Source organism: Hymenobacter ginkgonis, from assembly GCF_009755225.1.
GTDB classification, from domain to species: domain Bacteria; phylum Bacteroidota; class Bacteroidia; order Cytophagales; family Hymenobacteraceae; genus Hymenobacter; species Hymenobacter ginkgonis.
In genome coordinates this window covers 67,636-91,426 of record NZ_WQKZ01000003.1, presented here as the reverse complement: position 1 = coordinate 91,426, position 23,791 = coordinate 67,636, and the positions used below count along the sequence as shown (strand labels likewise).

The window sequence follows — 23,791 nt, the reverse complement described above, 5'->3', positions numbered from 1 at the left end:
CGGGTGCTATGCTTAATTACTTCCCCGTCGGTTGCGGATTTTTTCTACCTTGTTTTTCCGAATCCAGCGCAAGTAGTCCTGCAATTCTTCGGCCGTGCGCAAGGCCTCTACGGTCTGATAGTGCTGAGCCAACTCCTTGTTGGTTAAGAAACGGTGCACACTGCTGTGGCAAGGCTGGCACAGGTCTACGGTGTCGCCGTAGCGGCCACCTTCCTCGCGGGGCACTAGGTGGTGGCGGCTGGTGTGCTGCACTTCGCGCTCGCAAAGGCTGCACGTGGTGGCAGTGGCGCGCTGGGCGCGGGCGGTGGCTTCGGCGGCGGCTTGCCGCATTTGCTGGCGACGCAACATAGACAAAACGGGCGCCGATAACGGACCGGCATTAAGCCAATAGTAACAGTAAGTGGCGCTTGTGAGTTGCGTCGTATCGTTCCGTTTACTTACCTTGACCACCGATTGCCAACTCCCCAAACAATTAGTTTTTGTTTCTTCATCTTCCTTCTTAAACAATTTTTATTTTTTCTCGAATGAACCCAATTTCTACTCCTCCTACCTCCACTACGAAACGCTTGCAGCAGTTGCTTTTCAGCGCTTTGCTGCTGACTTTCAGCGCATTTGCTCAGCCTGCCCATGCCCAGACCTGGATGGTATCTACTACGGCCTACATTAAGCTTGGGATATTAGATAAATTCAATTCGCTCGGCGGCTACGAGGCCACTTTCTTTGTGACCGACGAAAAAACTCAAGCCCAGTATATGTTAACCAAGCAGATACCTAAAGGCGAGAGCGGTGTAGACGTATTATTTCCGAGCGAGCCCAGCGAACCCGAGTATTTTAAGAACATGAAGGGGACGTCGGCGCAGCCCACACCGGGCCGCTACACCTGGGAGTGCCGCGTGAACGGCAAAAAGGCTGTGGGCGGCCGGTTTACGTTCCCCGAAACGGCCAACGACATCAACGTGATTGGGCAGCGCTAGCCAGCTGGGGGTAGGGCTAGCGCGCTACCCCCGCACAATGCGCATGTAGGGCACCTCGGTGGGCAGGGGGCCCAGCAAATCGGCGAGGGCCTGCAAAAACCGGCCGGTGGTATCGGGCCGGCCCGCCGGAGGGCCGGGCGCGTGGTGGCGGTGGTGCTCACCGCGCAGCTCGCCCAGCATGGTGGGGGTGCCGGCCTCGTCGGGGCTGCGGCCCAGGGTTGCCTCCAGTAAAAAATAGCGGGGTAGGGCTTCGTCGGCTAGCACCGGGTCGTCCTCATCGGGCTCGTCGTCGTCGGGAATGCGCGATTGGTCGTCGGGGTCATCGGCGTGCTCGTACACAATGGCGGCTAAGTGCGCCTCGCCGGTGGCTTGGGGCGCGGGTAGCTGCAAAAGCGCTGTGGCTCGCCCGGCCACCGTGTGCCAGCTCAGGTGCAGGCCCCGCGGGGCTACCCGCTCGCGGGGGGGTAGGCTTTCGGCGGCCTTATCCCAGATGTAGAGCAGCAATTCGCGGGCTAGTAGGGGGTCGTTCAGCTCGCGGCGCACGGCGGCCGGGCGCCGCCACACCAGCTGGGGCAGCATGGTATAGGCAAAATGGTAAGGGTGCGGGCGGGCCATCAGAAGTAGTTAGCAGCGAGCTGTTAACAAAGAGTAGTGAGCAAAGGGCAAGTGGGCAGCGAGTGCCGGGCAGCCGCAAAGGTAAAACCCGTCGCCAGGGCAAAACGCTGGCGGAGCTTACCAACTGGCGGGTAAATTCTCATTGCGCTTGGCTTACTGCCTGCAAGGCCTGCCATAATACGTCGGCGCTGCGCGCCCAGGCAAAGCGCTGCACATTGTGCAGCCCGGCGGTGCGCAGGCGCTGGCGCAGGTCGGTATCGAGCGCCAGGCGGCGTAGGCCGTCGGCAATGGTGGGGGGGCTGTGCGGGTCGCAGAGCACGGCGCCTTCGGGGCCACCGGCCACCTCGGGCAGCGACGATACGCTGGACGTGAGCACCGGGCAACCGCTGGCCTGCGCCTCTACCACTGGCAAGCCAAAGCCTTCAAAGAAAGGCACGTATGCCGTGGCCAGGGCCGCCGCATAGAGGCTAGCTAGCTCGGCCTCGCTCACGCGGCCCGTAAACCGGACGGCCGCTTTTACTGCGGTTGGCAGGCTCTGGTAGGTGGTGAAAAGCGGGCCCGTTTGCCAGGCATCGCGGCCTACTAATAGCAGCTGCACCTCGGTGGTTTCTACCCCCCCAGCTTGCTTAAACAGCGCAAACGCCTGGAGCAAATGCTGCAAATTCTTGCGGGGCTGCAACGCCCCTACGAATAAAAAGTAGGGCTTGCCCTGGCTAAACTGCTGGCGGGTGGCAGCTTGCTGCGCCGGGCTTTGGGGGCCAAAATGCTGGGCTGGCGCATTGTACGCCACCAAAATGCGGTTGGCGGGCAAGCCGTACTGCTGCGCAATGTCGAGGCGGGTAGCGTCGGACACGGCCACCAGGCGCTCGGCGGCCCGGGCAAAGCGCGGCATAAAATAGGCGTAGTAGCGCCGCACAACGCTACCCACATCTTGGGGGCGGTGCAGGTACGCCAGGTCGTGCACTACCAGTACGCGGGGCACGCGGGTGCCGAGCGTGGTCATGCCCTCGGGCGAGAGCAGCGCCGCGGGGCGGTGCAGCCGCAGCCACAGTGCCACGGCACCTTCGTACCAGGCCAGCATCAGCAAGGGGTGGCGGGCGGGGGGTAGCAGCACGTGCGGCACCACGTTGGAGCCCAACAAGTAACGCGCATCGTAAGGCCGGTCGAAGAGCAGGTGAAACGTGCAGTTGGGGTGCTGCTGTACCAAGCAGCGCAGCGTTTCAAACGTGAAGCGGCCCAGCCCTTCGAGGTGGCCGCCGGGCAGCAGGAAACGAGCGGTAACGGCAATGTGCATGCGGGTTTCGGGGTTCGTGGCAGGTCGTTTTGCGGGGTACGGCAGGTGCTCTACTTAATGAACGGGCTCACCCATAGCTGCTAATTAGAGCCTGCTTTGAATTCTTAATTAACATCAAATACGCCTTAAATAAGGCAGGGGAAATCTATAAAATGCCCGCTGTAGGTCAGCCTTGGGCTACCTAACCGGGAGTTAGAAGCAATTTATCTACCCTCCACGTGAGACTAGCCGCCCCAAGAAACGACGAAACTACTGGCCTACTTCGGCCGCAGCTGTTGCAGCTCGCGGCGTTGCACTAGTCCGGTAGCCAGCAGCAGCCCAGCGAATACGACCGTCATCAAGCCGGTTTCGAGCCACCAGCTGAGGCCTAGGTAAGTGCGCGCCAGGTACCAGCCGCCGCACAGCAGCCCAAACGCCAGCGCCAGCCGGGCCAAAATGTGCCACGGCACCGCCACCGGCATGCGCCGCCGCACCAGCCACACGTAGCCGCCCGACACCAGCAAAGCACTAAGCAGCGTGTTGAGGGAAGCCGCCACCGCGCCGTACTTGGGCAGCGTAAGCAAGTTGAGGCCGAGGTTGAGGGCAATGCTCAGGGCCACGAGCCAGCTGACGGCTTTTTGGTGCTGGGTACTGGTGAGCAACGTGCTGTAAATGGCGAAAAACGCCTGTACCAGCACGTTGAGAAACAATATTTTGAGGCACACCACCATGTGCGCTACCTCGGGGCCGGTGCTGTGGCCAAACTGCCAGAACAAGACTTCGCCCCGAAACAGCACGAAGGCCACCACGAGCAGCAGCGGCACCGCCGCTACCCGCTGCCCCACCCACAGCAGCTGGCGCAGCTCGCGCGGGCGGGCCGCGGCGTGGGCAAAGCGGGCAAAAAACAGCGGCAAGACCGTCCAGGCATACATCATGGCGGCGTCGAGCCAGCGGTAGGCACCGGCGTAGTAGCCCGCCTCGCGGGCCGACGACAGCCGTTCGAGCAGCACCATATCGACCCGCTCGTTGATGCCGTAGAGCAGGGCGATGAAGGCAAACGGCAGACTGCTGCGCAGCAGCGGCTGCACGGCGGGCCAGCGCGGCCAGCGGTGCGGCAGCGCCCCAAACAGCCGCCGCAAGAGCCCAAAAAACAGCACCGCCGTAAACGTCGAGGCCACCAGCCGGCTACCCACGTAGGTAGCCAGCCCCAGGCTACCCCCCACTAGCAGCGCCGCCACCAATGCCAGCGCTACCAGCTTCTCAAACACCGAGAGCACAGCATCGGTGTTGAAGTGCTGGCGGGCTTGCACCGGCGCCCGCAAAAACTGCCCGTACTGCGTGAGCAGCAGCCCCGCGCCCACCGCCGCCAGCAGTTGCAGCTGCGCGCCGCGGTAGCCCAGCAGCCAGCCCACACCCAGCAGCGCGCCCATGGCCGCCACCGTAAGCAGCCCGCGCAGGGGCAGCAGGGTAGGAAAATGCCGATGCGCAAACTCGGGCTCGCCGGCCAGGCGCTGCACCGTAAACTGGGTGAGGCCGAGGTCGGTGAAGGAGGCGATGACGACGGTGAGGGCCGAGCAGGCGGCAATCAGCCCGTAGGTGGCGTGCCCCAGCCGGTCCTGCACCACGTTCTCCAGGATTACCCAACCGGGCTTTACCAGCAGGTTGAGCACGATGGCGAGGCTGATATTGCCGAGAAAGCGTTTAATTGCGAGCAGCGATAATGGCCTGGGCCGGTGAACGCGCAAAGATAATCCGCTGCTAGGGCTGGCAGCGGATTATCTTTGCCGACTACCCTTCGGGCCGCTTCGGCGTTCTAGCCGGCCTGCCTCGGCAGTACTTTACCCGCCTCTATGTTGCCAGATTCAGTATCCCCATTCTCCCTCGCCGGCCTGCGGGCCATTTTTCATCGCTGGAAATACTTACTGGGGCTGGCCGCCGGGCTGGCGGCTGTCGGCAGCATTATCGTGGTGCTGGCCCTGCCCAATATCTACAGCTCGACGGCCGTTTTTCTGCCTACCTCCCCCCAAAGCGCCGACCCTGACCGCCTGGTAGAAGGCGGCGGTAATAAGCTGGAGCTGGGCGTGCGGGCCGAGGATTTAGACCGGATTCTGACCATTGGGCAGTCGCTGCCGGTAGCCGAGCTCATGATTCGGAAGTTCAACCTCTACAAGCACTACGACGCGGGCCAGCCGGGCACCGATGCAGTCGAAAACCACGTGCTAGGCGAGTTCAACAGCAATTTTAACATTGTGCACAACGAGCGCGATGCCATCGAGCTCACGTTTCAGGACCGCAACAAGCAGCTGGCCGCCAACATAGCCAACGCCATGGTGGCGGCCATCGACTCGGTGAACCAGCAACTGACTCTCGACAACCGGCGCACCGTGCTGGCCTTATACCGCAACCGGGCCGCCGACCTGGGCCGCCGCTACGCCACCACCCGCCAGCGCCTCGAAGTCATGCGCCGCCGCTACGGCGTGTTTGGCCTCGAGCAGCAGGGCCGCTACTTGAGCAAGGCCGTTATCGAAACCGAGAAGGAGCTGCAAGTGGCCGAGGGCGGCGGGCCGGGTAGCGTGCCGGGCCTGCGCCGGGCATTGCGCGGCCTCACCCGCGCCGATGGCGGCAACCTCATCAACCTCGAAGGCTGGACGCTGGGCGCCGACTCGGTGAACCTAATGAGCGGCCGCCTCATCGATTTGCAAACCCGCTACATCAGTGCCCAGGGCGTATACGAGCAGGCCGAAACGTCTTTGCGCAGCCGGGTATCGTCGCTCTACCTCATCCAAAAAGCCTACCCCGCTACCCGCAAGAGCAAGCCGCTGCGCACGGTTATCGTGCTGGGCTCGGTGCTGCTGACCGTGGCGCTGTGCCTGTTCTTGATAATGCTGCTGGAGCTTTACCGCCGGCCGGCTCGGGCGGGCCTGCGGGGGTAGGCCGCAACTAAAACACCATAACTTTCTGCTGTTAAAGCCATTCAAATAGTTGGAGGTAAAAAGGAGCGTCATGCTGCGCCTGCCGAAGCATGAGATGCACTGGTGATTTTTTCAGCCTTCCCAAGCAGCTTCATTCTTTTTATTCTGCACTATGCGCCAACTGTTGCTGCGCCTGCGGCCCGCCGATATCAGCCAGTGGTTGTTTTTAAGTTTTGTGGGGCTGCTGGTGGGCAGTGGCATGCTGGCAGGGCTGTGGCAGCAGCCGGCGCTGCTAGTGCCGGCGCTGGCGGTGCTGGGCCTGGTGCTGGTGTTCACGCGCTGGCACTGGTGTTATTACTTATTATTTCTGACGCTCCCTTTTTCGCACGAAATCAGCCTGCCGGGCGGGCTGAGCATGGACGTGCCTTCCGAGCCGCTGTTGCTGGTGCTGCTGGCGTGCGTGGTATTGACCCTGGCGCTGCGGCCCGGCCAAGTGCCGCGCCACGAGTGGCGGCACCCCTTGGTAGTACTACCCCTGCTGATGCTGGCCTGGGCGGCGCTGGACATCTACTTTTCTACCAGCACGTTAAAATCTGCTAAATACGTGCTGGCCAAGTGTTGGTACCTGGCGCCTTTTTTGGGGGGTAGCCTGCTGCTGCTGCGCCGGCCTGCCGATTTTTGGCGCCTGGCCGCTTGCTATGTGGGCGCCACCGTACTGGCCCTGGCCTGGATATTGCCTCGCCACGCCAGCCGGGACTTCAGCTTTGGCAAGGTAGGCTGGGCCATTCAGCCTTTCTACCTGAACCACGTTATTTATGCCACGGCGCTGGCTTTGCTGCTGCCGCTGGCTATAGGCCTGGCCGCGCAGGCCGCTACCAAGGGGCGCCGCCGGCTGTGGCTGTGGGCCGCCGGGCTGCTGTTTTTTGGGTTGATGACGTCTTATACGCGGGCCTCGTGGCTGGCGCTGCCCGTGGCGGGACTGCTGTACGGGGCGCTGCGCCTGCGCCTGACGCGGGTGGTGCTGCTGGCCACGGCCCTGGGCATGGCCGGGGCAGCGGCTTACTTCGTGAGCAATGATAATTTCATGCGCTACGCGCCCGATTTCGACAAAACGGTGTGGCACGGCAGCAACTTCGAGGCTCACCTCGAATCGACGTATAAGCTCCAGGATGTGTCGGGTATGGAGCGCATTTACCGCTGGGTGGCCGCTGCCCGCATGGTGGCCGACAAGCCGTTCACCGGCACCGGGCCCGCCACGTTTTACCCGCAGTACAAGCGCTATACCATCACGAGCTTCCGCACCTACGTGAGCGCTAACCCCGAGCGCTCGACCACGCACAACTATTTTCTGCTGCAACTAGCCGAGCAAGGGGTGCCGGGCTTTGTGTTGTTTTGCACGCTGCTGGCGGTGGCGCTGCTCCGGGCCGAGCGCCTGTACCACGCCAGCGCAGCGCGGCCCGAGGTGCGGCGTATTGTGGTGGCCGTCACGCTGTCGCTGGTCATTATTGTGTTTCACCTGTTCTTGAATGAGCTGGTGGAAGTCGATAAAATCGGCTCCATCTTCTTTGTGAGCCTAGCTATGCTGGTTCGCTGCGAAACCTGGCTGCGCGAGGCGCCGCCCACGCTGGGCTAGCGCACGAGAAACTGCCGGGGTAGCCCCAGCGAATCGGGCTGCCAGCCTTGCCGCCGGGCGCGGGCCCGCACCGCCGTTTCGTATACCTGCTCGTTGAGCATCGCCAAACTGGCCACAAACAGCACTCCGTTCTTTTTGCCATTCAGCTCTAGCAGGAGGTAGCTGCGCTGCCCTAGCCAGTACCAGTGGTTGGGGAGGGTATCGGGCCGGGCAGGGCCGTAGAGCGCGCTGAGTTGCTGCAAGGTTTGCTGCACCGCCGCCGCTGAGGTTAGCGCTATATCGACGCCAATAAACCGGTTTTGGCGAAACCAGTAGGCGGTGGGCGGGCCTACCCCGTGCCACTGCGTGGTATCAGCAGGGCGGCTGTAGAGCCGCGTGGTGCGCCAGCGCCGGCCCACGCCCGTAAAGCGCCGCGCAAACCCGACTATTTGCGTGGCGGGCTCGCCAAACCGCACGCCCCCTACCCCACCTTCCACATCTAGCCGAGTGGCGGCGGGCGGGGCTTGCAGCAGGCCCGCGGCCAGAAGCCAGAAGCTGAGCAATCCATTCATGCCCTACCCCCCTATTTCACCCGCAGGCTGAGCAGCGTTACGTCGTCGGCAAATTGGTCGCCGCTGGCGTTGAACTGGCGAATGCAGCTCAGCAGCTCTTGGTGCAGCTTGGGCAGCGGCAGGTAGCGGGTGCGGCGCAGCACGTCCAGCACGCCTTCTTCCCCAAATTCTTCCTGCTGCTCGTTAAATACTTCGGTGAGGCCGTCGGTGTAAGTAAACAGCAATGAGTGCGGCTCCATGCGCGCCAGCCCCACTTTAAAGGGTGGCAGCTCGGGCATGATGCCCAGCATCACGGTGCCGTCGTGCAGCAGTTGGGGCGGGCCAGTATCGGGCAGCAGTAGGGGGTCGTTGTGGCCAGCGTTCACGTATTCCAGCACTTGGGTGCGGCGGTGGTAAAGGCCCAGGAAGACGGTAATAAACTTCTCGCCGCCCGCGTTGCGAAAAATTAAGTGATTGAGCTCCTGCACAATGGTTATCAGGTCGGCGTCGGTGCGCAGCAGCGTGCGCAGGCCCGCCTGAAAGTTGGACATCAGCAGCGAGGCCGGCATGCCTTTGCCGCTCACGTCGGCCACGCACAGCAGCAGGCGGTCGGCGTCAATCTCCACCACGTCGTAGTAGTCGCCCCCAATTTCGGTGTGCGGCTGGTAGGTAGCGTGCAGCGCCACGTGCGCATTGTTGGGCATTTTCTGCGGAAAAAGCAACTGCTGCACTTGCTGGGCAATCTCGATTTCGCGGCGCACAGCGGCCTCGGCCATCAAAGAGGTTTCGCGCTGGCGGGCCAAGCGGCGGTTAGACACCGCCCCGAGCAGAATATTGCTCAGCGTTTCCAGAAAGGCCAAAGCCTCGCTGCTGGCGTAGTCGCCCTGGGTAGTGCCCACAAACACGAGGGCCTGCACGGCCTCTTGCTGGCGCACCGGCACCAGCAGCTCAAAGGGCTGCCAGTCGGGGCCCAAACCCAAGCTTTTTACCTCACACGGGCCACGGAGGCACCACCGGCTGGCCTCAGCTGGCGCAAAATGCGAGTTGGTACGGAGGGCCGTGCCGAAGTTTACCTTCAGCTGAAAAATACCTTCTTCTAGCACGTACAGCGCCAGCTTGCGCACGCCAAGCTGCCCAATCAGGGTAAATTGGTAAATCTTGTATAAGTCAGCCTCGGTCGAGTCGTGGGTAATGGCCTGCGTAATTTCGAGCAGAGCCCCCAGCTCCCGCTCTTTCAGGAAGAGGCGTTTTTCGAGGCCAACTAGCGCGTCGGTTTGGGGCATAAAGCGGAAGTAGGAATCGGCACCAATAAAATATAAAGTCGAAAGTAACCCACACCCGCCTACTTCCCAACAAAGCTACGACGCCTACCCCCCGGCCACCGGGCGAGGCCTAGGTAAGCAGCGTTTTGGGGTCGAAGGCATCGCGCAGGCCATTGCCCAGCAGGTTGAAACTCAACACCAACAAGCTGATGGCCAAGCCCGGCAGCAGCGTTAGCCACAGGCCGGCCTGGGTGCCCAGCAGGTCGTAACCCTCTTTCACCATCAGGCCCCAGCTGGGGGCTGGCGGCTGCACGCCCAGCCCCAGAAAGCTTAGGCCAGCTTCGAGCAAGATGGCGGCGGCAAAATTGCTGGTTGCCAGCACAATGAGCGGCCCGCGCAGGTTGGGCAGCAGGTGCACAAAAATGAGCCGCCAAGTAGGTAGCCCCAGCACCCGCCCGGCCTCGATAAACGTGGCCGAGCGCAGGCCCAATACCTGGCCGCGCACTACCCGGGCCACATCGACCCACATGGTAAGGCCCACGGCTACGAAGCTGACCCACACGCCTTTGCTATCCAAGGCCAGCGAAATGCCAATCACCAGCATAATGCCCGGAATGCTCCACACCACGGTCATTAGCCCCAGCAGCAGGCTATCTACCCAGCCGCCAAAGTAGCCGGCTACGGCCCCTACCCCCACCCCCAGCGCCAACGAAATAAGCACCGCCACCAGCCCGATACCCAGCGAAATACGCGTGCCCAGCAGCAGGCGGCTCAGCTCGTCGCGGCCGGCTTTGTCGGTGCCCAGCCAGTAGGTGCGGGTAAGCGTGTGCGGGGCCGTAGCGGACACTACCTCGTCGCGCAGCTGTGGCGGCTGGCCGTGCAGCCACACCTGCCACAGGCTGGCAGGGGGCGCGGCGGCCGCATCGGGCGCTTGCCGCAGCGTAGCCGTAAAGCCCGGCGGCTGCTTTTGCAGCTGCACCAGGCCGTTGTTGGCGTTGGGCGAGTTGTCGGGCAGCACCCAGTAGCCGAGCAGCGCCACCAGCGCGCACAGGAGAATGAAGCCTAACCCCGCCACGGCGGGGCGGTTGGCCCACAGGCGCTGGCGCACGTAGTAGCCCGGCGTGCGGGCCGGCGCGGGCACCACCACGGCCGTATCGGGGGCGGCGGGCTGAGCGGTGGGGGCAGCCACAGCTAGCGGGTATTGTGTTGCAGCAGCCCCTCCTTAGAGGCGAGGTAGCTGGCATCCTGGCCCAGGGCGCCGAACGAGGTAGGCTCGTAAGCCAACTCGGTATCGGGGTCGGGCCAGTAGTAGCGCACTAAGCCTTGCTCAAGCAGGCGGCCCAACAGGGCCAGCAGCTCGGGGGCGGGCAAGGCAGTTTTTTCGAGCAATACCCGGAAAGGCGTAACGAAGTACAGCTCGTCGAGCAGGTCAAATTCAGCGTCGGTCATGGCCCACAAAAATAGGGGCAAATAACTACTACCCCGCCAAGTGGGGGGTAGCCCCGCTTGGCGGGGCGGAGCCAGAGCGCGGTAGCTACTCATCAGCTAAGCAAGGAGTGGCGAGCATCCGTATTTCGCTAACACCGGCGACGGCGAACTTAAGCAAAACACGGATTTATTTCTACGTGTTTTTCAACGGCGTTTCGGAACGGCTTGGGCAATTAAAAAGCGGTGCATAATGGATGTATAAGCTGTGTTTTCTATTGCGAAAGCCCTATAAATAATCTTAAAACTAATGTCAAAGACCCTAAATAAGCCATGAAACAATTTGAATAGTTATAATAGTTACACAGCTATCCGCCAAGGTATCTAACCCTTACTGCTGCTACCAGGTTAGCTACCTAATAGCCACAGGCTTAGGATAACAGCTTGGTATCCAAGCAATGCCTGGCGAAAAACACGTATTTTTTATTGCGTTTAAATATACAATTTTGGGAACAGTAACCCTATCTTAGGGGCTCGTCCCCGGGCCACTACGGTGGCTTGGCTCGGTGCAAGAGCGGGCGCCATTATTGGCAACACCTTCTCAACAGTAATCCGAATGCCACTAGCTGCCTCTTAATCTATGGCTAAAGCGATTACTTATTTTACGGATACTCCTGCGGAGGGGCTGTCGCTCGACCTGCCCAGCCTGCTGCAAACGATGCCCTGGGCCGTGCTGCTGCTCGATGCCGCGGGCATTGTGCGCTTGGCCAATGCGGCCGTTGCTGCCGTGTGGGGCTTGGCGCCGGCCGTGCTGCAAGGCAGCCAACTAGGCGAGCTGCTGCCTGCCGCTACCTACCCGGCCCTGCATGCGCTGCTGGCCGCCCCGGCCCCGGCGCACGGCGAATGCTACCTGCCCCACTGCGCGCAGTGGCTGGCCCTCTCAACGGCGCAGCTGCCCCAGGGGCTGGCCCTGTACGGGCACGACATCACGGCGCTGCGGCGCACCGAAGCCGAGGCCCACGAGCAGGCCCACCTGCTGGCCAGCATTTCGAATGCCACGCCCGACCTCATTTATATCACTGACCTGCAGACGCATAGTGTGAGTTATGCGAGTGGCCACGTGCAGGCGCTGCTGGGCTACTCGCCCGCGCAACTGTATGCGCAGGGCCCGGCAGCCTTTGGGCACATCCTGCACCCCGACGACCAGGCCCTGCGCCTGGCCCACCTACAAGCCTGCGTCCTCCTCCCCGACGAGCAATTGCTGACCCAGGACGTGCGCCTGCGCCTGGGCGATGGCCGCTACCACTGGTTTCGGCTGCGCGACCGGGCCTTTCGGCGCGGGGCCGATGGGCGCGTGAGCCACAGCATTGGCATTGCGCAGGATGTGCAGGCCGAGCGCGAAGCCACCGACCGGCTGCACCAGCACCACGAGCTGCTGCTCGGCGTATTTGCCAGCGCCCAGGTGGGGCTTAGCTACCAGCAGGCCGTGCGCGACGAGCAGGGGCAGCTGCTCGATTTTCGGCTGCAAACCCTGAATTCGGCCAGCCTAGTGGCCGACCACCAGTCGGGGCTGGGGCAGGGCGAACTGCTGTCGGAAGCCCTACCCCACCTGCGGCAGCACGAGCTGTGGGGCAAGTTTACGGAGGCGCTGGCCACCGGCCAGCCCATGCGGCTCGAAACCCACTACCAGCACGCCCAGCTTTCGGCCTGGCTCGATGTGTCCATTACCCCGCTGGGTGATGGCCTCATTCTCAGCTCGCTCGACATCAGCGCCCGCAAGCAGGCCGAACTGGAGCTTCAGCACAAAAACAGCATTTTGGAGGCGGTGTACGGGGCGGCGCTCACCGGCATTCAGGTGCTGCAAAGCGTGCGCGACGCGGCGGGCGAACTCGTCGATTTTGAGTGGGTATACGCCACGCGGGCTGCCGAGGCGCTCCTTGGCCAGGGCCCGCTGGTGGGCCGCCAGCAGGCCGCCACCTTGGCTCCTACCCCCCCGCTGGCTACCTGGGCCCAGCAGCAGCAAGTGGTGGCCACCGGCCAGCCGGCCGAGCACGAAATGCCCTACCCCCTGCCCAGCAGCTGCACCTGGCTGCGGGTGCTACTGGTGCCGTTTGGCGATGGCTTGGTGCTGGCTCACGAAGACATTACGGCCCGCAAAACCGAGGAAGCTACCATGCGCGCCAGCCGCCAGCAGTTGCAGCAAACGCTCGATGCGCTGCCCCAAATAGTGTGGACGCGCCTGCCCAACGGCCAACTGGGCACGTTTAATGCCCGCTGGTATGCCTACACGGGCCTGAGCGTGGCCCAAAGCCAAGCCGATGGCTGGCAGGCAGCCCTACACCCCGACGACCTACCCCGGCTGCTGGCCGGCCGCAGCAAGGCTAACCTCGACGGGACCAGCCGCACGGTGGAGGTGCGGGTGCAGCGGCACGATGGCCGCTACCGCTGGCACCTGTGCCAGGTAGTGCCGCTCTACCACGAGGCCGGCGAGCTGCTGTACTGGGTGGGCTCGGCTACCGACATCGACGACCGCAAGCAAACCGAAACCGAGCTGCAAGAAAACAAGCACCTGCTGGAGGCTGTCTTCCACACCTCACCCCAGGCTTTTGCCCTTACCAAGAGCGTGCGCAACGCAACCGGCGACATTGTCGACTTTAGTTTTTTGTGGACCAATGAAAAGTGCCGCGCCCTGCTGCACGGCCACGACCTAACGGGCCTGCGCCTGCTGGCCGATGTGGCGCCCCGGTTTCTGACCACCGGCATATTCGACAAGCTGGTGGCCAGCCTTCATACAGGCCAATTGGTGGAGGAAGAAGCGCCGTATGCCGCCGCGGGCCCGGCGCAGTGGCTGCGCTGGACCGCCGCCCGCCTCGGCGACGGCAATTTCCTGACCCTGGAAGACATCACCGCGCGCAAGCTGGCCGACCTGGAGCGCCGCCACGGCCAAGAACTGCTGCAGGCCGTGTTCGACAGTACGACCGACGGCATTGAGGTATTCAAGAGTGTGCGCAACGCCCAGGGCGAGCTCATTGATTTTGAATGGGTGCTCCACAACCAAGTCAGCCAGCGGCTGCTCGGGCGCACCGACTTGGTGGGCAAGCGCTGGCTCGCCGAGCTGCCGGGCATGGCGGAGCTTGGCGTGTTTGGGCGGCACCGCCGCGTGGCCGACCACGGCGAGGTGGCCGAGCTAGAGTGGCACTACCAGGGCGAGGAGCTGCGCGGCTGGTTTCACAGCGTGGCCGTGCAGCTGGGCGATGGCCTGCTCGTGACTTGGCAAGACATTACGGCGCGCAAGCGCCAGCAAGCCGAAACCCTGCGCCTGCAGCTTACCCAGCAGCAGCAGTTGGCCCAGGCGGTGCTCGAGGCCGAAGAAAATGAGAAGCGTCGCATTGCCGAAAGCCTGCACAATGGCTTGGGCCAGCTGCTGTACGCCACCAAGCTGAGCCTAGCCCAGCTAGACCCCGCGCAGCCCATTGCCTTTGCGGCTACCCTGCACAAAACCAGCGAGCTGCTGAGCACCGCCATTGGCCAAACCCGCACGCTCTCGCACGAGCTGATGCCGCAAATTTTGGCCGATTTTGGGCTGGAAGTAGCCATTCAGGATATTTGCACCACGTGCAGCATGGGCGTGCTGCGCATGCGCAGCCGCGTCGATGATGTGCCTCCGCGCTTATCGCCGCACCTAGCGCTGGCGCTCTACCGCATGGCCCAGGAGCTGGCCAATAACATTGTGAAGCACTCGCAAGCCACCCGCGCCAGCCTGCAGCTGCTGGGCCAGGCCGACGGCACCATCGAGCTGCGCGCCGATGACAATGGTGTGGGCTTTGTGCCAAACCTGCCCCAAGTGGGGCGGCCCGGCATTGGCCTGCAAGCCCTGCACGACCGGGTGCGCCTGCTGCGCGGCACCCTGCACTTGCTCCCTACCCCCGCCCAGGGCACGCAGGTAATCATTCGCCTGCCCTGGGCGGTGCCTACTGCTGCGGCCACTTCTACAACTCCTGTTTATTTAACCAGTTCATGACCAGCTACCTGCCCGAAACCACCCGGCAAACTCTCTGCGCAGTAGCTTTCCTTTCCCTCCCTCCCCATGACTCGCATTTTTTTAGTCGACGACCATACGATAGTGCGCGACGGCATTCGCTCGCTGTTGGCCACTGAGCCTAGTATCATCGTGGTTGGCGAAGCCAGCAATGGCCAAGAACTGCTCGACCACCTGCCCGCTACCCCCGCCGACGTGGTGCTGCTCGACATCAACATGCCCGTGCTTGATGGCCTGGCTACTACCCTGCGCTTGCAGGCCGAGTTTCCGCACGTGCGGGTGCTGGTGCTGTCCATGCTCACGCACGAGCGCTATGTGGGGCAGATTTTGGATGCCGGTGCCTTGGGCTACGTGCTCAAAAATGCCGACCGTAGCGAAATTATTACGGCCGTGCAGGCGGTGGCCGCGGGCAAAAACTTCTTGTGCAGCGAGCTAGGCCTAACAATGCTGCGCAAAGTGCTGAGCCGGGAAGAGCCCAACGAGCCCGAGCTGAAAAAACCTAACCAGCTAACCCGCCGCGAGATGGAAGTACTGCACCTGCTATCGGAAGGGCTAACTACCAGCGAGATGGCCGAAAAGCTCTTTACCAGCAAGCGCACCATCGAAACCCACCGCCAGAATATGCTGGAAAAAACCCAAACCAAAAACACCGCCGCCCTTATCAAACTCGCCGTGACGCAGGGCCTGGTGAAGTAGCCCGCCCGCAGAAAACGACGCAGCCGGTATTAATCAGGGTATTTACGGAATACAAATACGTATTTCGCTAGCTTTCAAGGGCCTGGCCACCTTCTAGCTTTGCAAGCATCCTTTCACCTCTTACTTACTCTTTCTCCTTCTTCGCGTATGCACAAACTTGTTACTCACGTTGGTGGCCACCGGGGCTGCCTGGGCCTTAGCCTCCGCGGCAGCTGCACTACCCCTGCCGATGCGGCCCAGCTTGCCCGCGCGGCTAGCCAGCTGCTCACTACCCGCACCCCGCAGCTGTGGGTAGACTGCCAGCAGCTGCTCGACCTTTCGGGCCTGGGCCAGCAGGCTTTGCTGCAGGCCGACCGCCAGGCCCGGGCCGCGGGCAGCGTGTGCTACTGGTGCGGGCTACCCCCCCATTTGCATGCCCAGCTAGCCAATGCCGGCCTCGAACTGCTGCCGGCCACTGGCTTCCGGGGCCCGAGCTGCGTGCTGGCCCAAGCCGCGTAGCTGCCGGCCGACTAGCCCCGCCTTCCCCCAAATAGCCCAAAACCTAAAAAGCCCGGAATGTTATTCCGGGCTTTTTGGTAGGCATAGGCAAGGAAGCGGAGACGGTAGCTGAGTGCGCGGCGAGCGATGGGGCGCAGGTTATTTCTGCACCACCCGCACGCTGATGCGGCGGTTGAGCGCCCGGCCCGACGGGGTATTGTTGGACGTGACGTAGTACTTGGAGCCGTAGCCCTTGGCTTGCAGGTTGTCGACGGGTACCCCCATGCTAGCCAGCGCGAGCATAGCAGCTTTGGCGCGCTCCTCGCTCAGCTGGAAGTTGTGCAGTGCTACCCCCGAGCTGTCGGTGTAGCCCCCGATTTTAACAATGGCGTGCGGAAAGGTCTTCAGGATGCTGGCCACGTTGCGCAGCTGCTGGTTCGACTCGGCCGTGAGCGTAGCCTTGCCGGGGTCGAAGTACACGCGGTCGAAGTTAATCCAGCCTTTGGTGCGGTTTACCGAATCGACTTGCACTGAAGGCGTAGCCAAGAAAGTGTAGAGGCGGTTTTCGGTGGAGTTGGCCCCTACCTGCTGGGTAGTGCCGTCAGACAGCCTCAGGCGGATGGGCTGGCCCGTATCGTAGATGTAGGTGTCGCTGCCTTGGTCGTAGCGGCCCGCGGCCACGGCGGGCTTGGCTGCTGGCACGGCAGTTGGGGCCGCAGGCGCAGCACTCTCCGTAGCCGGGCCGCGCCCGAAGAAATAACCCAAGCTCACGGCCACCAGCAGCAACAGGCCCCATTGCCAGCGCAGCCCTCCCGAGCTACGCGGCTCGGAGCTGGGCCCGTACCCGGCACCCGGCATAGGCTGAGGCATGCGGCGCACAGCCGCCGAGAGCTGGCGTGGGGGCACCACGGCCGCGGTAGCCCGCGGCCCGGTAGGCAGGGCCATACCCCGGCCGGGCTGCAAGGTGGGCAGCATGGCGGCGGCCACATCGTGCTGCTGCGCTTGCAGCCACTGCACAAAGGCGCTGGGGGTAAGGCCGTTTTCGGCAGCGTAGCGGCCTAGCACGCCTAGTACCGCCGCGGCCACTACTTGCAGCAGCATTTCGGTGGCGCCAGGCCGCATGTCGGCCTCCATGGCCAGGCGGCTTACGGCGGTGCCGTAGTCGCTACCGAGTAGCTCAACCAAGATGGCACCGCCTTGCTCGTAGCACGCAGCGTTGCGCACATCGCCCTGCGACGAAAGCATGCTGGTGGCGTCGGTTTCGCGGGCCATATGCAGCAGAGCGGCGGGGCTGCCTTCCTGCTCGGCTTGGTGCACTAGCGTGGCCAGCACGAGCGGCACGGCTTGGCTCAGGCCCTTTTTTACGTTGGCGGGGTCTTCGCCAATTACGTTGGCCAATTGGTCAATGACTTCGGCGGTAAAATTAAATTTTACCGCTTCTACCAAGTTGTTTTTCATAGGTATAAAAGTTACATAAAATGGCTGATTTTAAAAGCCAACTTAACGTTGCGCCAGTATGACCGTTAAGGGATACAAATAATAATACTATCAACGATAAAAACAATTTTTTCTTGGAAAAACATTTTTTTGCGACTTATTAGATTACACATTCATTGAAATAACCTAAGCTATTGACTCAGGATAATATACTCAGCAGCAACACAATGATATGACCACTTTTACCAAATAGGAAATACCTATTTAGTACCAAAAACACTTAACCTTATTCAGCTAATAGCGGCTTATCTATCAGCAGCTTATCTTACACAAAAACCTACCTTAATTACGTACGATTTAGAATAAATACGGAGGTCTTTTTGCGCGCAATACGTAGCTGATTTTTGCGCAAAACCGCGCTTCAATTCCACCTTGCTCTATTGCTATAAGCTAGCGATGGGCAGTGGGGCCGCCTCTGGTGCACTGGTATATGAATTCCACTTTTACCTGGCTGTTTTTTACGCTGTATAATAGGATTTGGCGCAGGAGCTTTTCTTCCCGGCGCTGGCGGCAGTGGGGTGGCCTGGCCGCCGTTTTTGGGTTCGGTGCTACCTCAGCTGGCTGCACCAGCGGCGCCCCGCCCTTGCTACCCCCCGCCCCCAACTCGGCCCAAGTTCTGGTGCGGCCCTACCCCACCGCTTTTGGCTACGGCACCAACCTGGGCTACTACGGCGCGGCCTGGCCCGACGAGCGCCTGGCGGCGGCGGCGGCAGCGGCGGGCAGCACCACCATCCGCGTGACGCTACCCGAGGAATTCTTAGTAAAGTGGGGCCCCAATGCGCGCCGGGCAGCTTTTAGCTACTACGCCGATTCGCTGGGCCTGCGCGACTTAGTCTGCTTTGTGGGCGAGCCGACGCCCGCCCACCGCGACCCTGCCACCTACCCTGGCTGTCACGAGCAGTCGCGGCTGTTTGCCAACCTCTACGAGCCCATTTGGCAGGCCAATGGCCGCGTGAACCCCAAAAACTATTACGCGCAGTATATCTACGACTTAACTCAGCGCTACGGCAACAACATTCGGGTGTGGGAAGTGGTGAACGAGCCCGATTTTATAACGAATACGGTAAATGAAAAGTGGGCCGGCCGTGCCCCCGCCCCGGCCGAGCTGCCCAACTTGCAGGCACCCGTGTACCGCTACATCCGCACGCTGCGCATTACGTGGGAAGTGGTGAAGAAGTACCGGCCCGCCGCCTACGTGACGCCCGGCGGCCTGGGCTACGCACAGTTTTTGGATGCGCTGCTGCGCTACACCGACAACCCGCACGACGGCCGCCCTACCCCCCACTATCCGGCCCTGGGCGGCGCGTACTTTGACCTGGTTGATTACCACGTATATCCGTCGTACTACCTGCGCCACCGGGCCTGGCAGCGGGCAGGCCGCTTTGCCTACACGCGCCACTCCGACGGGGCGGCCGCCCAGGTGCTTGGCCACCAAGCAGCGCTGGCCGCCGTGCTACGCCGCTACGGCTACGATGGCACCACGTACCCGCGCAAGCACTTCATCGTGACAGAAACTAACATCGCCCGGCGGCCTTCGGACTGGCGGTTTAGCTCGGACGAGATGCAGCGCAACTTTGGCATTAAAGCCCTGGTGCTGGCGCAGGTGCACGATATCCGGCAGTTGCATTTTTATAGCTTGGCCGAAGCTGCTACCGCGCCGCCGCCGGGCACAGCCGTCAGCAGCGAAGAAGAGTTCAAGCTAATGGGACTCTATGAAGACTTCAACCGCGATGCGCCGGGTCGGCAGCGCCTCACGCAGTTAGGCCAGGCTATGCGTACCACCAGTAGCTTGCTGCGCGGCCTGCCCTATAATGCCGCTGGCACGGCTGCCCTACACCTGCCGCCGACGGTGGCGGGCGCTGCCTTTGGTGGGGCCAGCCGCTTAGTATACGTGCTGTGGGCCAAAACTTTAACCGACCAGCAGGAGAACGCCACTGCTACGTACACGCTGCCGCCGCTAGTAGGGCCGGGCCACCTCACGCAGCACGCTTGGAACCAGGCACCCGGCACGCCCGGCCAAGCCCTACCCCCCTCCCAGCCCCTGGCCCTAACGGGGACGCCCGCGTTTTTTGTATTTGACCGGCCCGCCCCCGTGGCCGGTCTTCGCTAGCCACCTTAGCTCCCCCTTATTACCGCTGCCAACTAGGTTGGAGGGCACAAAAACGCGCTAATCAGTTAGCGTCAATAACCTCCATACTATGCTGATTGGCTAATTTGATTTACACGCAGTTATCTACTTTAACCTCCACGTTTAATACTAGCAAATAATTGTAAAATTAGGGTAATTATATGTGTGAAATAAGTAGTAATTAATTAAGCAACTGCTTGACGTACAAATTTTTGTCTTTTTGTAATTTAGTTTAGTAAACCCGACCTTATGGTGGTAACTTCGCAGTGAATGATTAACCCGTTTATTTTACATAATTAGTTTTTTAATAGGAATTAGCGAACGCTGCGCAAGTTGTTTTTAACCTGCCAGCGACTTATTGAGAAGCCGCCGCGCGGTGCCGAGCAGCACCCAGGTGGCCCGGGCTCTGCTCGGAGCGTGCCCTTATCCTACCCATTTGGGGGCAAAAAAAATATCAGGCAGCTGATACGGAATCACTATGTCCAATTTTTAGCAATCTACTAGTTACTGTATGCCAGCCCATTTACCTAAAATACCACTATTGGCCGTGTTGCTGAGCGTTTTTTCGGCGCTCACGGCACTGGGCCAAAGCGCTTCAGCGGAGGAGCAGATTAAGATTACCGCTGCTACCCCAAGCGTAGATACGGGGCAAGATTATTCGCCCTGGCTCGACGACAACCTGAAAAACTTGGTGCAAAACAGCTGGTTTCCCGGCAATTTTCGCTACGTCGATGTGACGCTGCAACTGGCCAAGCCTACGCTCCTCACCCGGCTATCGCTTTTTGATTACGAAGGGGTTTTCCCGCTGCAGCCGGCTACGTTTTACGCCGTAAGTGGGGGTAAGCAAACGTATCTGGGCAGTTTCGATGGCTCGGACTACAACAAGTACGTGGACTTGGTGATTAGCACGCCGGTGGCAGCTGAGGCCATTATCGTCCACAAGTACTGCAACAATATTCCGGTTAAAATCAAGGTATTTGGCCAGGCTACGGGCACTAGCACGCCTACGCCGCCGGCGCTGGTGCCGGCCGTGCTCACGTTTGGGTCGCTGGCGACCCGCACGGTGGGCGATGCGCCCTTTACCCTGGCGGCGAGCAGCACCAACGCGGCCACACCCATTACCTACTCCTCGTCCAACGCGGGTGTGGTGGCGGTGGCAGCCACTAGCACCGGGCAGTGGCAAGCCACTGTGGTGAGTGCGGGCACGGCCACCATTACGGCCGCGCAGGTGGGTAGCAGTTCGTTTTTGGCAGCGGCTAGCGTATCGCAAACCCTGGTGGTACAAGCGGCCGCTACGCCTACCCCCACCCCCATCCCAACTCCTACCCCTACTCCCCTACCTACTCCTACCCCAACGGGCCCCACTGTCAGTGGCAAAATTCCGATTGACCCGACGCGCTGGTACAGCCTCACCAACGTGAGCAACAACATCGCTGGTCTGTTTGATGGCTCGACTTCGACGGGCATTACGCCCGGCTGGGGCCGGGTGATTGACCCGTACGAGGCCTATTACCCCCTGCTGCCCGACGAGGCTATCAGCCTGGAAAGCCTGCGCATGTACGACCCCGGCGTCAGCAACCCCACTAACCCGATGACGTTGTCGGTCATCACCGATAAGTGGGAGCGGATTACGGTGGCTACGTTCACCGGGGCACGCGGCGGCCAGTGGCAGGGCCCCGACCCCAAAAACCCTGCTAATCAGAAGCTCAGTTCGCAGATTAGCAATATTCGCTACTTGGTGCTCACGGCGTCGTGGGCCTACCCCAACGAGCTGGAGCTATATGGCAGCTACGTGGCCGGCACCCCGCTGGCCGTAGCCGACCCCGCCGCCCTGGCTCGCCAAAAGCAGGTGAAACTGGGCCAGGAAATGGGCGTTAACGCCTTCGAGTGGGATTTGGAGAACCCCGACAAACCCGGCGAAATCGACGAGACCCGGCTGAAGGGCGTGAAGAACTTCACGGGCATCCGGCACTACATGGACTGGCAGAAGCTGGAATCGACGGAGGGCGGCTACACATTCAACCCCGTGCACAGCGGCGGCTGGAACTACGATGTGCTGTACGAGCGCTGCAAAAAGGAGGGCATTGAGGTGCTGGCCTGCTTGAAAACCCTACCCGACTGGATGCTGGCCACCTACCCCAGCGACCAGCGCGACGCCGAAAATGTGCCCGTACGCTACGGCAAGGACTTTGCCGACCCCAAGTCGTATATCGAACAGGCCAAAGTAGGCTTTCAGTACATTGCCCGCTACGGCTACAACACCGGCGTGCCAGCCAACCTGCTGCGCGTAGACCAAAGCCTGCGCTGGGCGGGCGACGGCGTGAACCAGGTTAAAATTGGCCTGGGCTACATCAAATACATCGAGTGCGACAACGAGCGCGACAAGTGGTGGAAAGGCCGCAAGGCCTACCAAACCGGCCGCGAATACGCCGCCAACCTGTCGGCTTTCTACGACGGCCACCTGAACACGATGGGCGCCGGCGTGGGCGTGAAAAACGCCGACCCAAGCGTGCAGGTAGTGATGGGCGGCATCGCGTCGCCCAACCCCGACTACGTGCGCGGCATGATAGACTGGTGCCGCCAGTACCGGGGCTTGAAGGCCGACGGTAGCGTGAACCTATGCTGGGATATCATTAACTACCACCTGTACTCGAACGACGAGAAGTCGTCGCAGAGCGGCAACCCAACCCGCGGAGCAGCCCCCGAAGTATCGGAGGCCGCGCAGGTGGCTCAGCGCTTTGTGCAAATGGCTCACCAGTACGCCCGCGATATGCCGGTTTGGATAACCGAAACCGGCTACGACACCAACCAGGGTAGCCCGCTTAAGGCTATTGCCGTCGGCGGCAAATCGGTGCTGCAAACCCAGGCCGACTGGCTGCTGCGCACGGCGCTGCTGTACGCCCGCTGGGGGGTAGAGCGCACGTTTTTCTACCAACTCGCCGACGACAACCCCAATAGCGCGGTGCAGTTTAGCTCGATGGGGCTGGTGAATGCTGACCGCTCGCCCAAGCCCGCCGCCGACTTTTTGCGCCAAACCACGCAGTTGCTGGGCAATTTTGCCTACCAGGGCACCCTCAACAACGACCCGCTGGTGGACCGCTACACCGCTGGCAACCAAACGGCTTATTCGCTGGTAATTCCTGACGAGAAGGGCCGCACTGCTACCTACACCCTCAACGTGGGTACCGATTCGGCGCGCATTTACCAGCCGCAGGCGGGCCAAATCAATATGAAGGTGACCCGCGTGCGCACCCAGGGCGGCCAACTTCAGCTGACAGTGACCGAGACGCCGACTTTCGTGCTCACCGGCCCGAGCGCGGCGGTTACTACCCCCGCTACTTCGTGCCCTGGCACGGGCTCCATCCAGTGGGAGCAGTGGCAGAATAGCTATGGCTTGTCGGTAAACGACATTCCGACCCAACGCGCGCCCGACCAAACGGCTACGCTGCTTCAATTAGAGAGCAGCCGCAACATAGGCGATAACTACGGGGCGCGTATTCGGGGCTACATCTGTGCGCCGCAGGATGGCAACTACACGTTTCGGATTTCGGGCGATGATGTGTGCCAACTGTGGCTTAGCACCGACGACAACCCCACGCACAAAATACAGATTGCCAAAGCCGACGGCTACACGGGCTTTCGCCAGTGGGATAAATTTGCCAGCCAGCAATCGGCCCCAGTGGCGCTGCTGGCCGGGCATCGCTACTACGTAGAAGTGTTGCACAAAGAGCAAGGCGGCGACGACTTTGTGTCGGTAGCCTGGACGCTCCCCAACGGGCAAATTGAGGCGCCCATTGCCGGCAGCCACTTGGTGCCGCTGAGTAGTGCCACCTCCCTCACAAACTCAGAAACCAGCAGCCTGCACACTACCCTTAGCGCCAGCGATGAGGCCACCCCCGCAGGCCCTACCCCCCCCGGCCTGGCTGTATACCCCAACCCATTCACCGACCAGACGACGGTTAGCTTCAGTTTGGCAAAGGCCGGCGCTGCTACACTGGGCATTTACGATGTGCAAAACCGGCTCATCAGCCAGCTGTATGCGGGCTCGCTAGAGGCCGGCACCAGCCAGCACTTCACCATTAAAAGTGCTACCCTGCCCGTTGGCATGTACCTGATACGGCTAATAACGCCGGGGAAAGTATTTACCCAGAAGCTCGTGCGCATCGACTAACCAACTAGTAGTCGGGCAAGCAAAAGGCGCTAGCTACCGGGCATACTGCCCGGCGGCTAGCGCCTTTTGCTTGCGGAATTACTAACCCCCTACCCCCCGCTGGCGGTGCTAGCAACGGCCCGCAGCCGACGCCTGGCCTCGTTCCGGAGTAGAGAATGC

17 protein-coding genes are annotated in these 23,791 nt (G+C 61.5%); 8 read left to right on the top strand and 9 right to left on the bottom strand.

The features are described from left to right. Positions 1–12: 12 nt before the first annotated feature. Positions 13–348 (bottom strand): HNH endonuclease, encoded by a 336-nt coding sequence (locus GO988_RS11755; RefSeq protein ID WP_232341501.1) that lies wholly within the window; start codon positions 346–348, stop codon positions 13–15. Between the two features lie 176 nt (positions 349–524). On the opposite strand from GO988_RS11755, the gene GO988_RS11750 reads away from it, so the two are divergent. Then, entirely contained in the window at positions 525–974 is a 450-nt protein-coding gene (locus GO988_RS11750; RefSeq protein ID WP_157565607.1) for a hypothetical protein, read from the top strand. Positions 975–998: 24 nt separating this feature from the next. On the opposite strand, the gene GO988_RS11745 is transcribed toward GO988_RS11750, so the two are convergent. From GO988_RS11745 to GO988_RS11735, 3 genes are all read right to left on the bottom strand, one after another. Continuing rightward, positions 999–1,589 (bottom strand): hypothetical protein, encoded by a 591-nt coding sequence (locus tag GO988_RS11745; protein ID WP_157565605.1) that lies wholly within the window; start codon positions 1,587–1,589, stop codon positions 999–1,001. A 139-nt stretch (positions 1,590–1,728) separates the two neighbouring features. Next, a complete protein-coding gene (locus GO988_RS11740; protein ID WP_157565602.1) occupies positions 1,729–2,883 on the bottom strand; it encodes a glycosyltransferase family 4 protein in 1,155 nt (384 codons plus the stop codon). A gap of 257 nt (positions 2,884–3,140) precedes the next feature. Then, the gene (locus tag GO988_RS11735; protein ID WP_157565600.1) at positions 3,141–4,607 is read right to left on the bottom strand and encodes an oligosaccharide flippase family protein; all 1,467 of its coding nucleotides are present in this window, start codon (positions 4,605–4,607) and stop codon (positions 3,141–3,143) included. 105 nt (positions 4,608–4,712) lie between these two features. On the opposite strand from GO988_RS11735, the gene GO988_RS11730 reads away from it, so the two are divergent. Both GO988_RS11730 and GO988_RS11725 read left to right on the top strand, forming a co-directional pair. After that, the gene (locus GO988_RS11730; protein ID WP_157565597.1) at positions 4,713–5,795 is read left to right on the top strand and encodes a GumC domain-containing protein; all 1,083 of its coding nucleotides are present in this window, start codon (positions 4,713–4,715) and stop codon (positions 5,793–5,795) included. A gap of 151 nt (positions 5,796–5,946) precedes the next feature. Next, the gene (locus GO988_RS11725; RefSeq protein WP_157565594.1) at positions 5,947–7,407 is read left to right on the top strand and encodes an O-antigen ligase family protein; all 1,461 of its coding nucleotides are present in this window, start codon (positions 5,947–5,949) and stop codon (positions 7,405–7,407) included. Here GO988_RS11725 and GO988_RS11720 read toward each other — a convergent pair. From GO988_RS11720 to GO988_RS11705, 4 genes are all read right to left on the bottom strand, one after another. Further along, positions 7,404–7,958 (bottom strand): hypothetical protein, encoded by a 555-nt coding sequence (locus GO988_RS11720; protein ID WP_157565591.1) that lies wholly within the window; start codon positions 7,956–7,958, stop codon positions 7,404–7,406. The two genes, GO988_RS11725 and GO988_RS11720, sit on opposite strands and share 4 nt — an antisense overlap. An 11-nt stretch (positions 7,959–7,969) precedes the next feature. Continuing rightward, a complete protein-coding gene (locus tag GO988_RS11715) occupies positions 7,970–9,220 on the bottom strand; it encodes a PP2C family protein-serine/threonine phosphatase (protein ID WP_157565589.1) in 1,251 nt (416 codons plus the stop codon). A 109-nt stretch (positions 9,221–9,329) separates the two neighbouring features. Then, entirely contained in the window at positions 9,330–10,388 is a 1,059-nt protein-coding gene (locus tag GO988_RS24595; RefSeq protein ID WP_317164852.1) for an ABC transporter permease, read from the bottom strand. 2 nt (positions 10,389–10,390) lie between these two features. Then, positions 10,391–10,648: a hypothetical protein gene (locus GO988_RS11705; RefSeq protein WP_157565586.1), complete on the bottom strand. Its 258-nt coding sequence runs from the start codon at positions 10,646–10,648 to the stop codon at positions 10,391–10,393. 616 nt (positions 10,649–11,264) lie between these two features. Between GO988_RS11705 and GO988_RS11700 the strand changes: the two genes are divergently transcribed. The 3 genes from GO988_RS11700 (at position 11,265) to GO988_RS11690 (ending at position 15,857) form a co-directional block, all read left to right on the top strand. Next, complete coding sequence (locus tag GO988_RS11700; protein WP_157565583.1) at positions 11,265–14,645, top strand: PAS domain S-box protein; 3,381 nt, start codon at positions 11,265–11,267, stop codon at positions 14,643–14,645. A 66-nt stretch (positions 14,646–14,711) separates the two neighbouring features. Further along, a complete protein-coding gene (locus GO988_RS11695) occupies positions 14,712–15,359 on the top strand; it encodes a response regulator (RefSeq protein ID WP_157565580.1) in 648 nt (215 codons plus the stop codon). 147 nt (positions 15,360–15,506) lie between these two features. Beyond that, a complete protein-coding gene (locus GO988_RS11690) occupies positions 15,507–15,857 on the top strand; it encodes an STAS domain-containing protein (protein WP_157565577.1) in 351 nt (116 codons plus the stop codon). Positions 15,858–15,995: 138 nt separating this feature from the next. Here GO988_RS11690 and GO988_RS11685 read toward each other — a convergent pair whose 3' ends face one another. Further along, the gene (locus GO988_RS11685) at positions 15,996–17,294 is read right to left on the bottom strand and encodes an OmpA family protein (RefSeq protein WP_157565575.1); all 1,299 of its coding nucleotides are present in this window, start codon (positions 17,292–17,294) and stop codon (positions 15,996–15,998) included. Between the two features lie 469 nt (positions 17,295–17,763). On the opposite strand from GO988_RS11685, the gene GO988_RS11680 reads away from it, so the two are divergent. Next, positions 17,764–19,443 (top strand): hypothetical protein, encoded by a 1,680-nt coding sequence (locus GO988_RS11680; RefSeq protein WP_157565572.1) that lies wholly within the window; start codon positions 17,764–17,766, stop codon positions 19,441–19,443. Positions 19,444–19,972: 529 nt separating this feature from the next. Next, complete coding sequence (locus GO988_RS24415) at positions 19,973–23,632, top strand: PA14 domain-containing protein (RefSeq protein ID WP_157565570.1); 3,660 nt, start codon at positions 19,973–19,975, stop codon at positions 23,630–23,632. Positions 23,633–23,791: the final 159 nt, after the last annotated feature.

Excerpts from the sequence above, each read along its gene's own strand:
- GO988_RS11745 (WP_157565605.1), bottom strand. The coding sequence starts at position 1,589 with ATGGCCCGCCCGCACCCTTACCATTTTGCCTATACCATGCTGCCCCAG.
- GO988_RS11720 (WP_157565591.1), bottom strand. The coding sequence starts at position 7,958 with ATGAATGGATTGCTCAGCTTCTGGCTTCTGGCCGCGGGCCTGCTGCAA.
- GO988_RS11685 (WP_157565575.1), bottom strand. The coding sequence starts at position 17,294 with ATGAAAAACAACTTGGTAGAAGCGGTAAAATTTAATTTTACCGCCGAA.
- GO988_RS11750 (WP_157565607.1), top strand. The coding sequence starts at position 525 with ATGAACCCAATTTCTACTCCTCCTACCTCCACTACGAAACGCTTGCAG.
- GO988_RS11725 (WP_157565594.1), top strand. The coding sequence starts at position 5,947 with ATGCGCCAACTGTTGCTGCGCCTGCGGCCCGCCGATATCAGCCAGTGG.
- GO988_RS11695 (WP_157565580.1), top strand. The coding sequence starts at position 14,712 with ATGACTCGCATTTTTTTAGTCGACGACCATACGATAGTGCGCGACGGC.
- GO988_RS11690 (WP_157565577.1), top strand. The coding sequence starts at position 15,507 with ATGCACAAACTTGTTACTCACGTTGGTGGCCACCGGGGCTGCCTGGGC.
- GO988_RS11700 (WP_157565583.1), top strand. The coding sequence starts at position 11,265 with ATGGCTAAAGCGATTACTTATTTTACGGATACTCCTGCGGAGGGGCTG.
- GO988_RS24415 (WP_157565570.1), top strand. The coding sequence starts at position 19,973 with ATGCCAGCCCATTTACCTAAAATACCACTATTGGCCGTGTTGCTGAGC.
- GO988_RS11715 (WP_157565589.1), bottom strand. The coding sequence starts at position 9,220 with ATGCCCCAAACCGACGCGCTAGTTGGCCTCGAAAAACGCCTCTTCCTG.
- GO988_RS11705 (WP_157565586.1), bottom strand. The coding sequence starts at position 10,648 with ATGACCGACGCTGAATTTGACCTGCTCGACGAGCTGTACTTCGTTACG.
- GO988_RS11680 (WP_157565572.1), top strand. The coding sequence starts at position 17,764 with ATGAATTCCACTTTTACCTGGCTGTTTTTTACGCTGTATAATAGGATT.
- GO988_RS11730 (WP_157565597.1), top strand. The coding sequence starts at position 4,713 with ATGTTGCCAGATTCAGTATCCCCATTCTCCCTCGCCGGCCTGCGGGCC.
- GO988_RS11755 (WP_232341501.1), bottom strand. The coding sequence starts at position 348 with ATGTTGCGTCGCCAGCAAATGCGGCAAGCCGCCGCCGAAGCCACCGCC.
- GO988_RS11740 (WP_157565602.1), bottom strand. The coding sequence starts at position 2,883 with ATGCACATTGCCGTTACCGCTCGTTTCCTGCTGCCCGGCGGCCACCTC.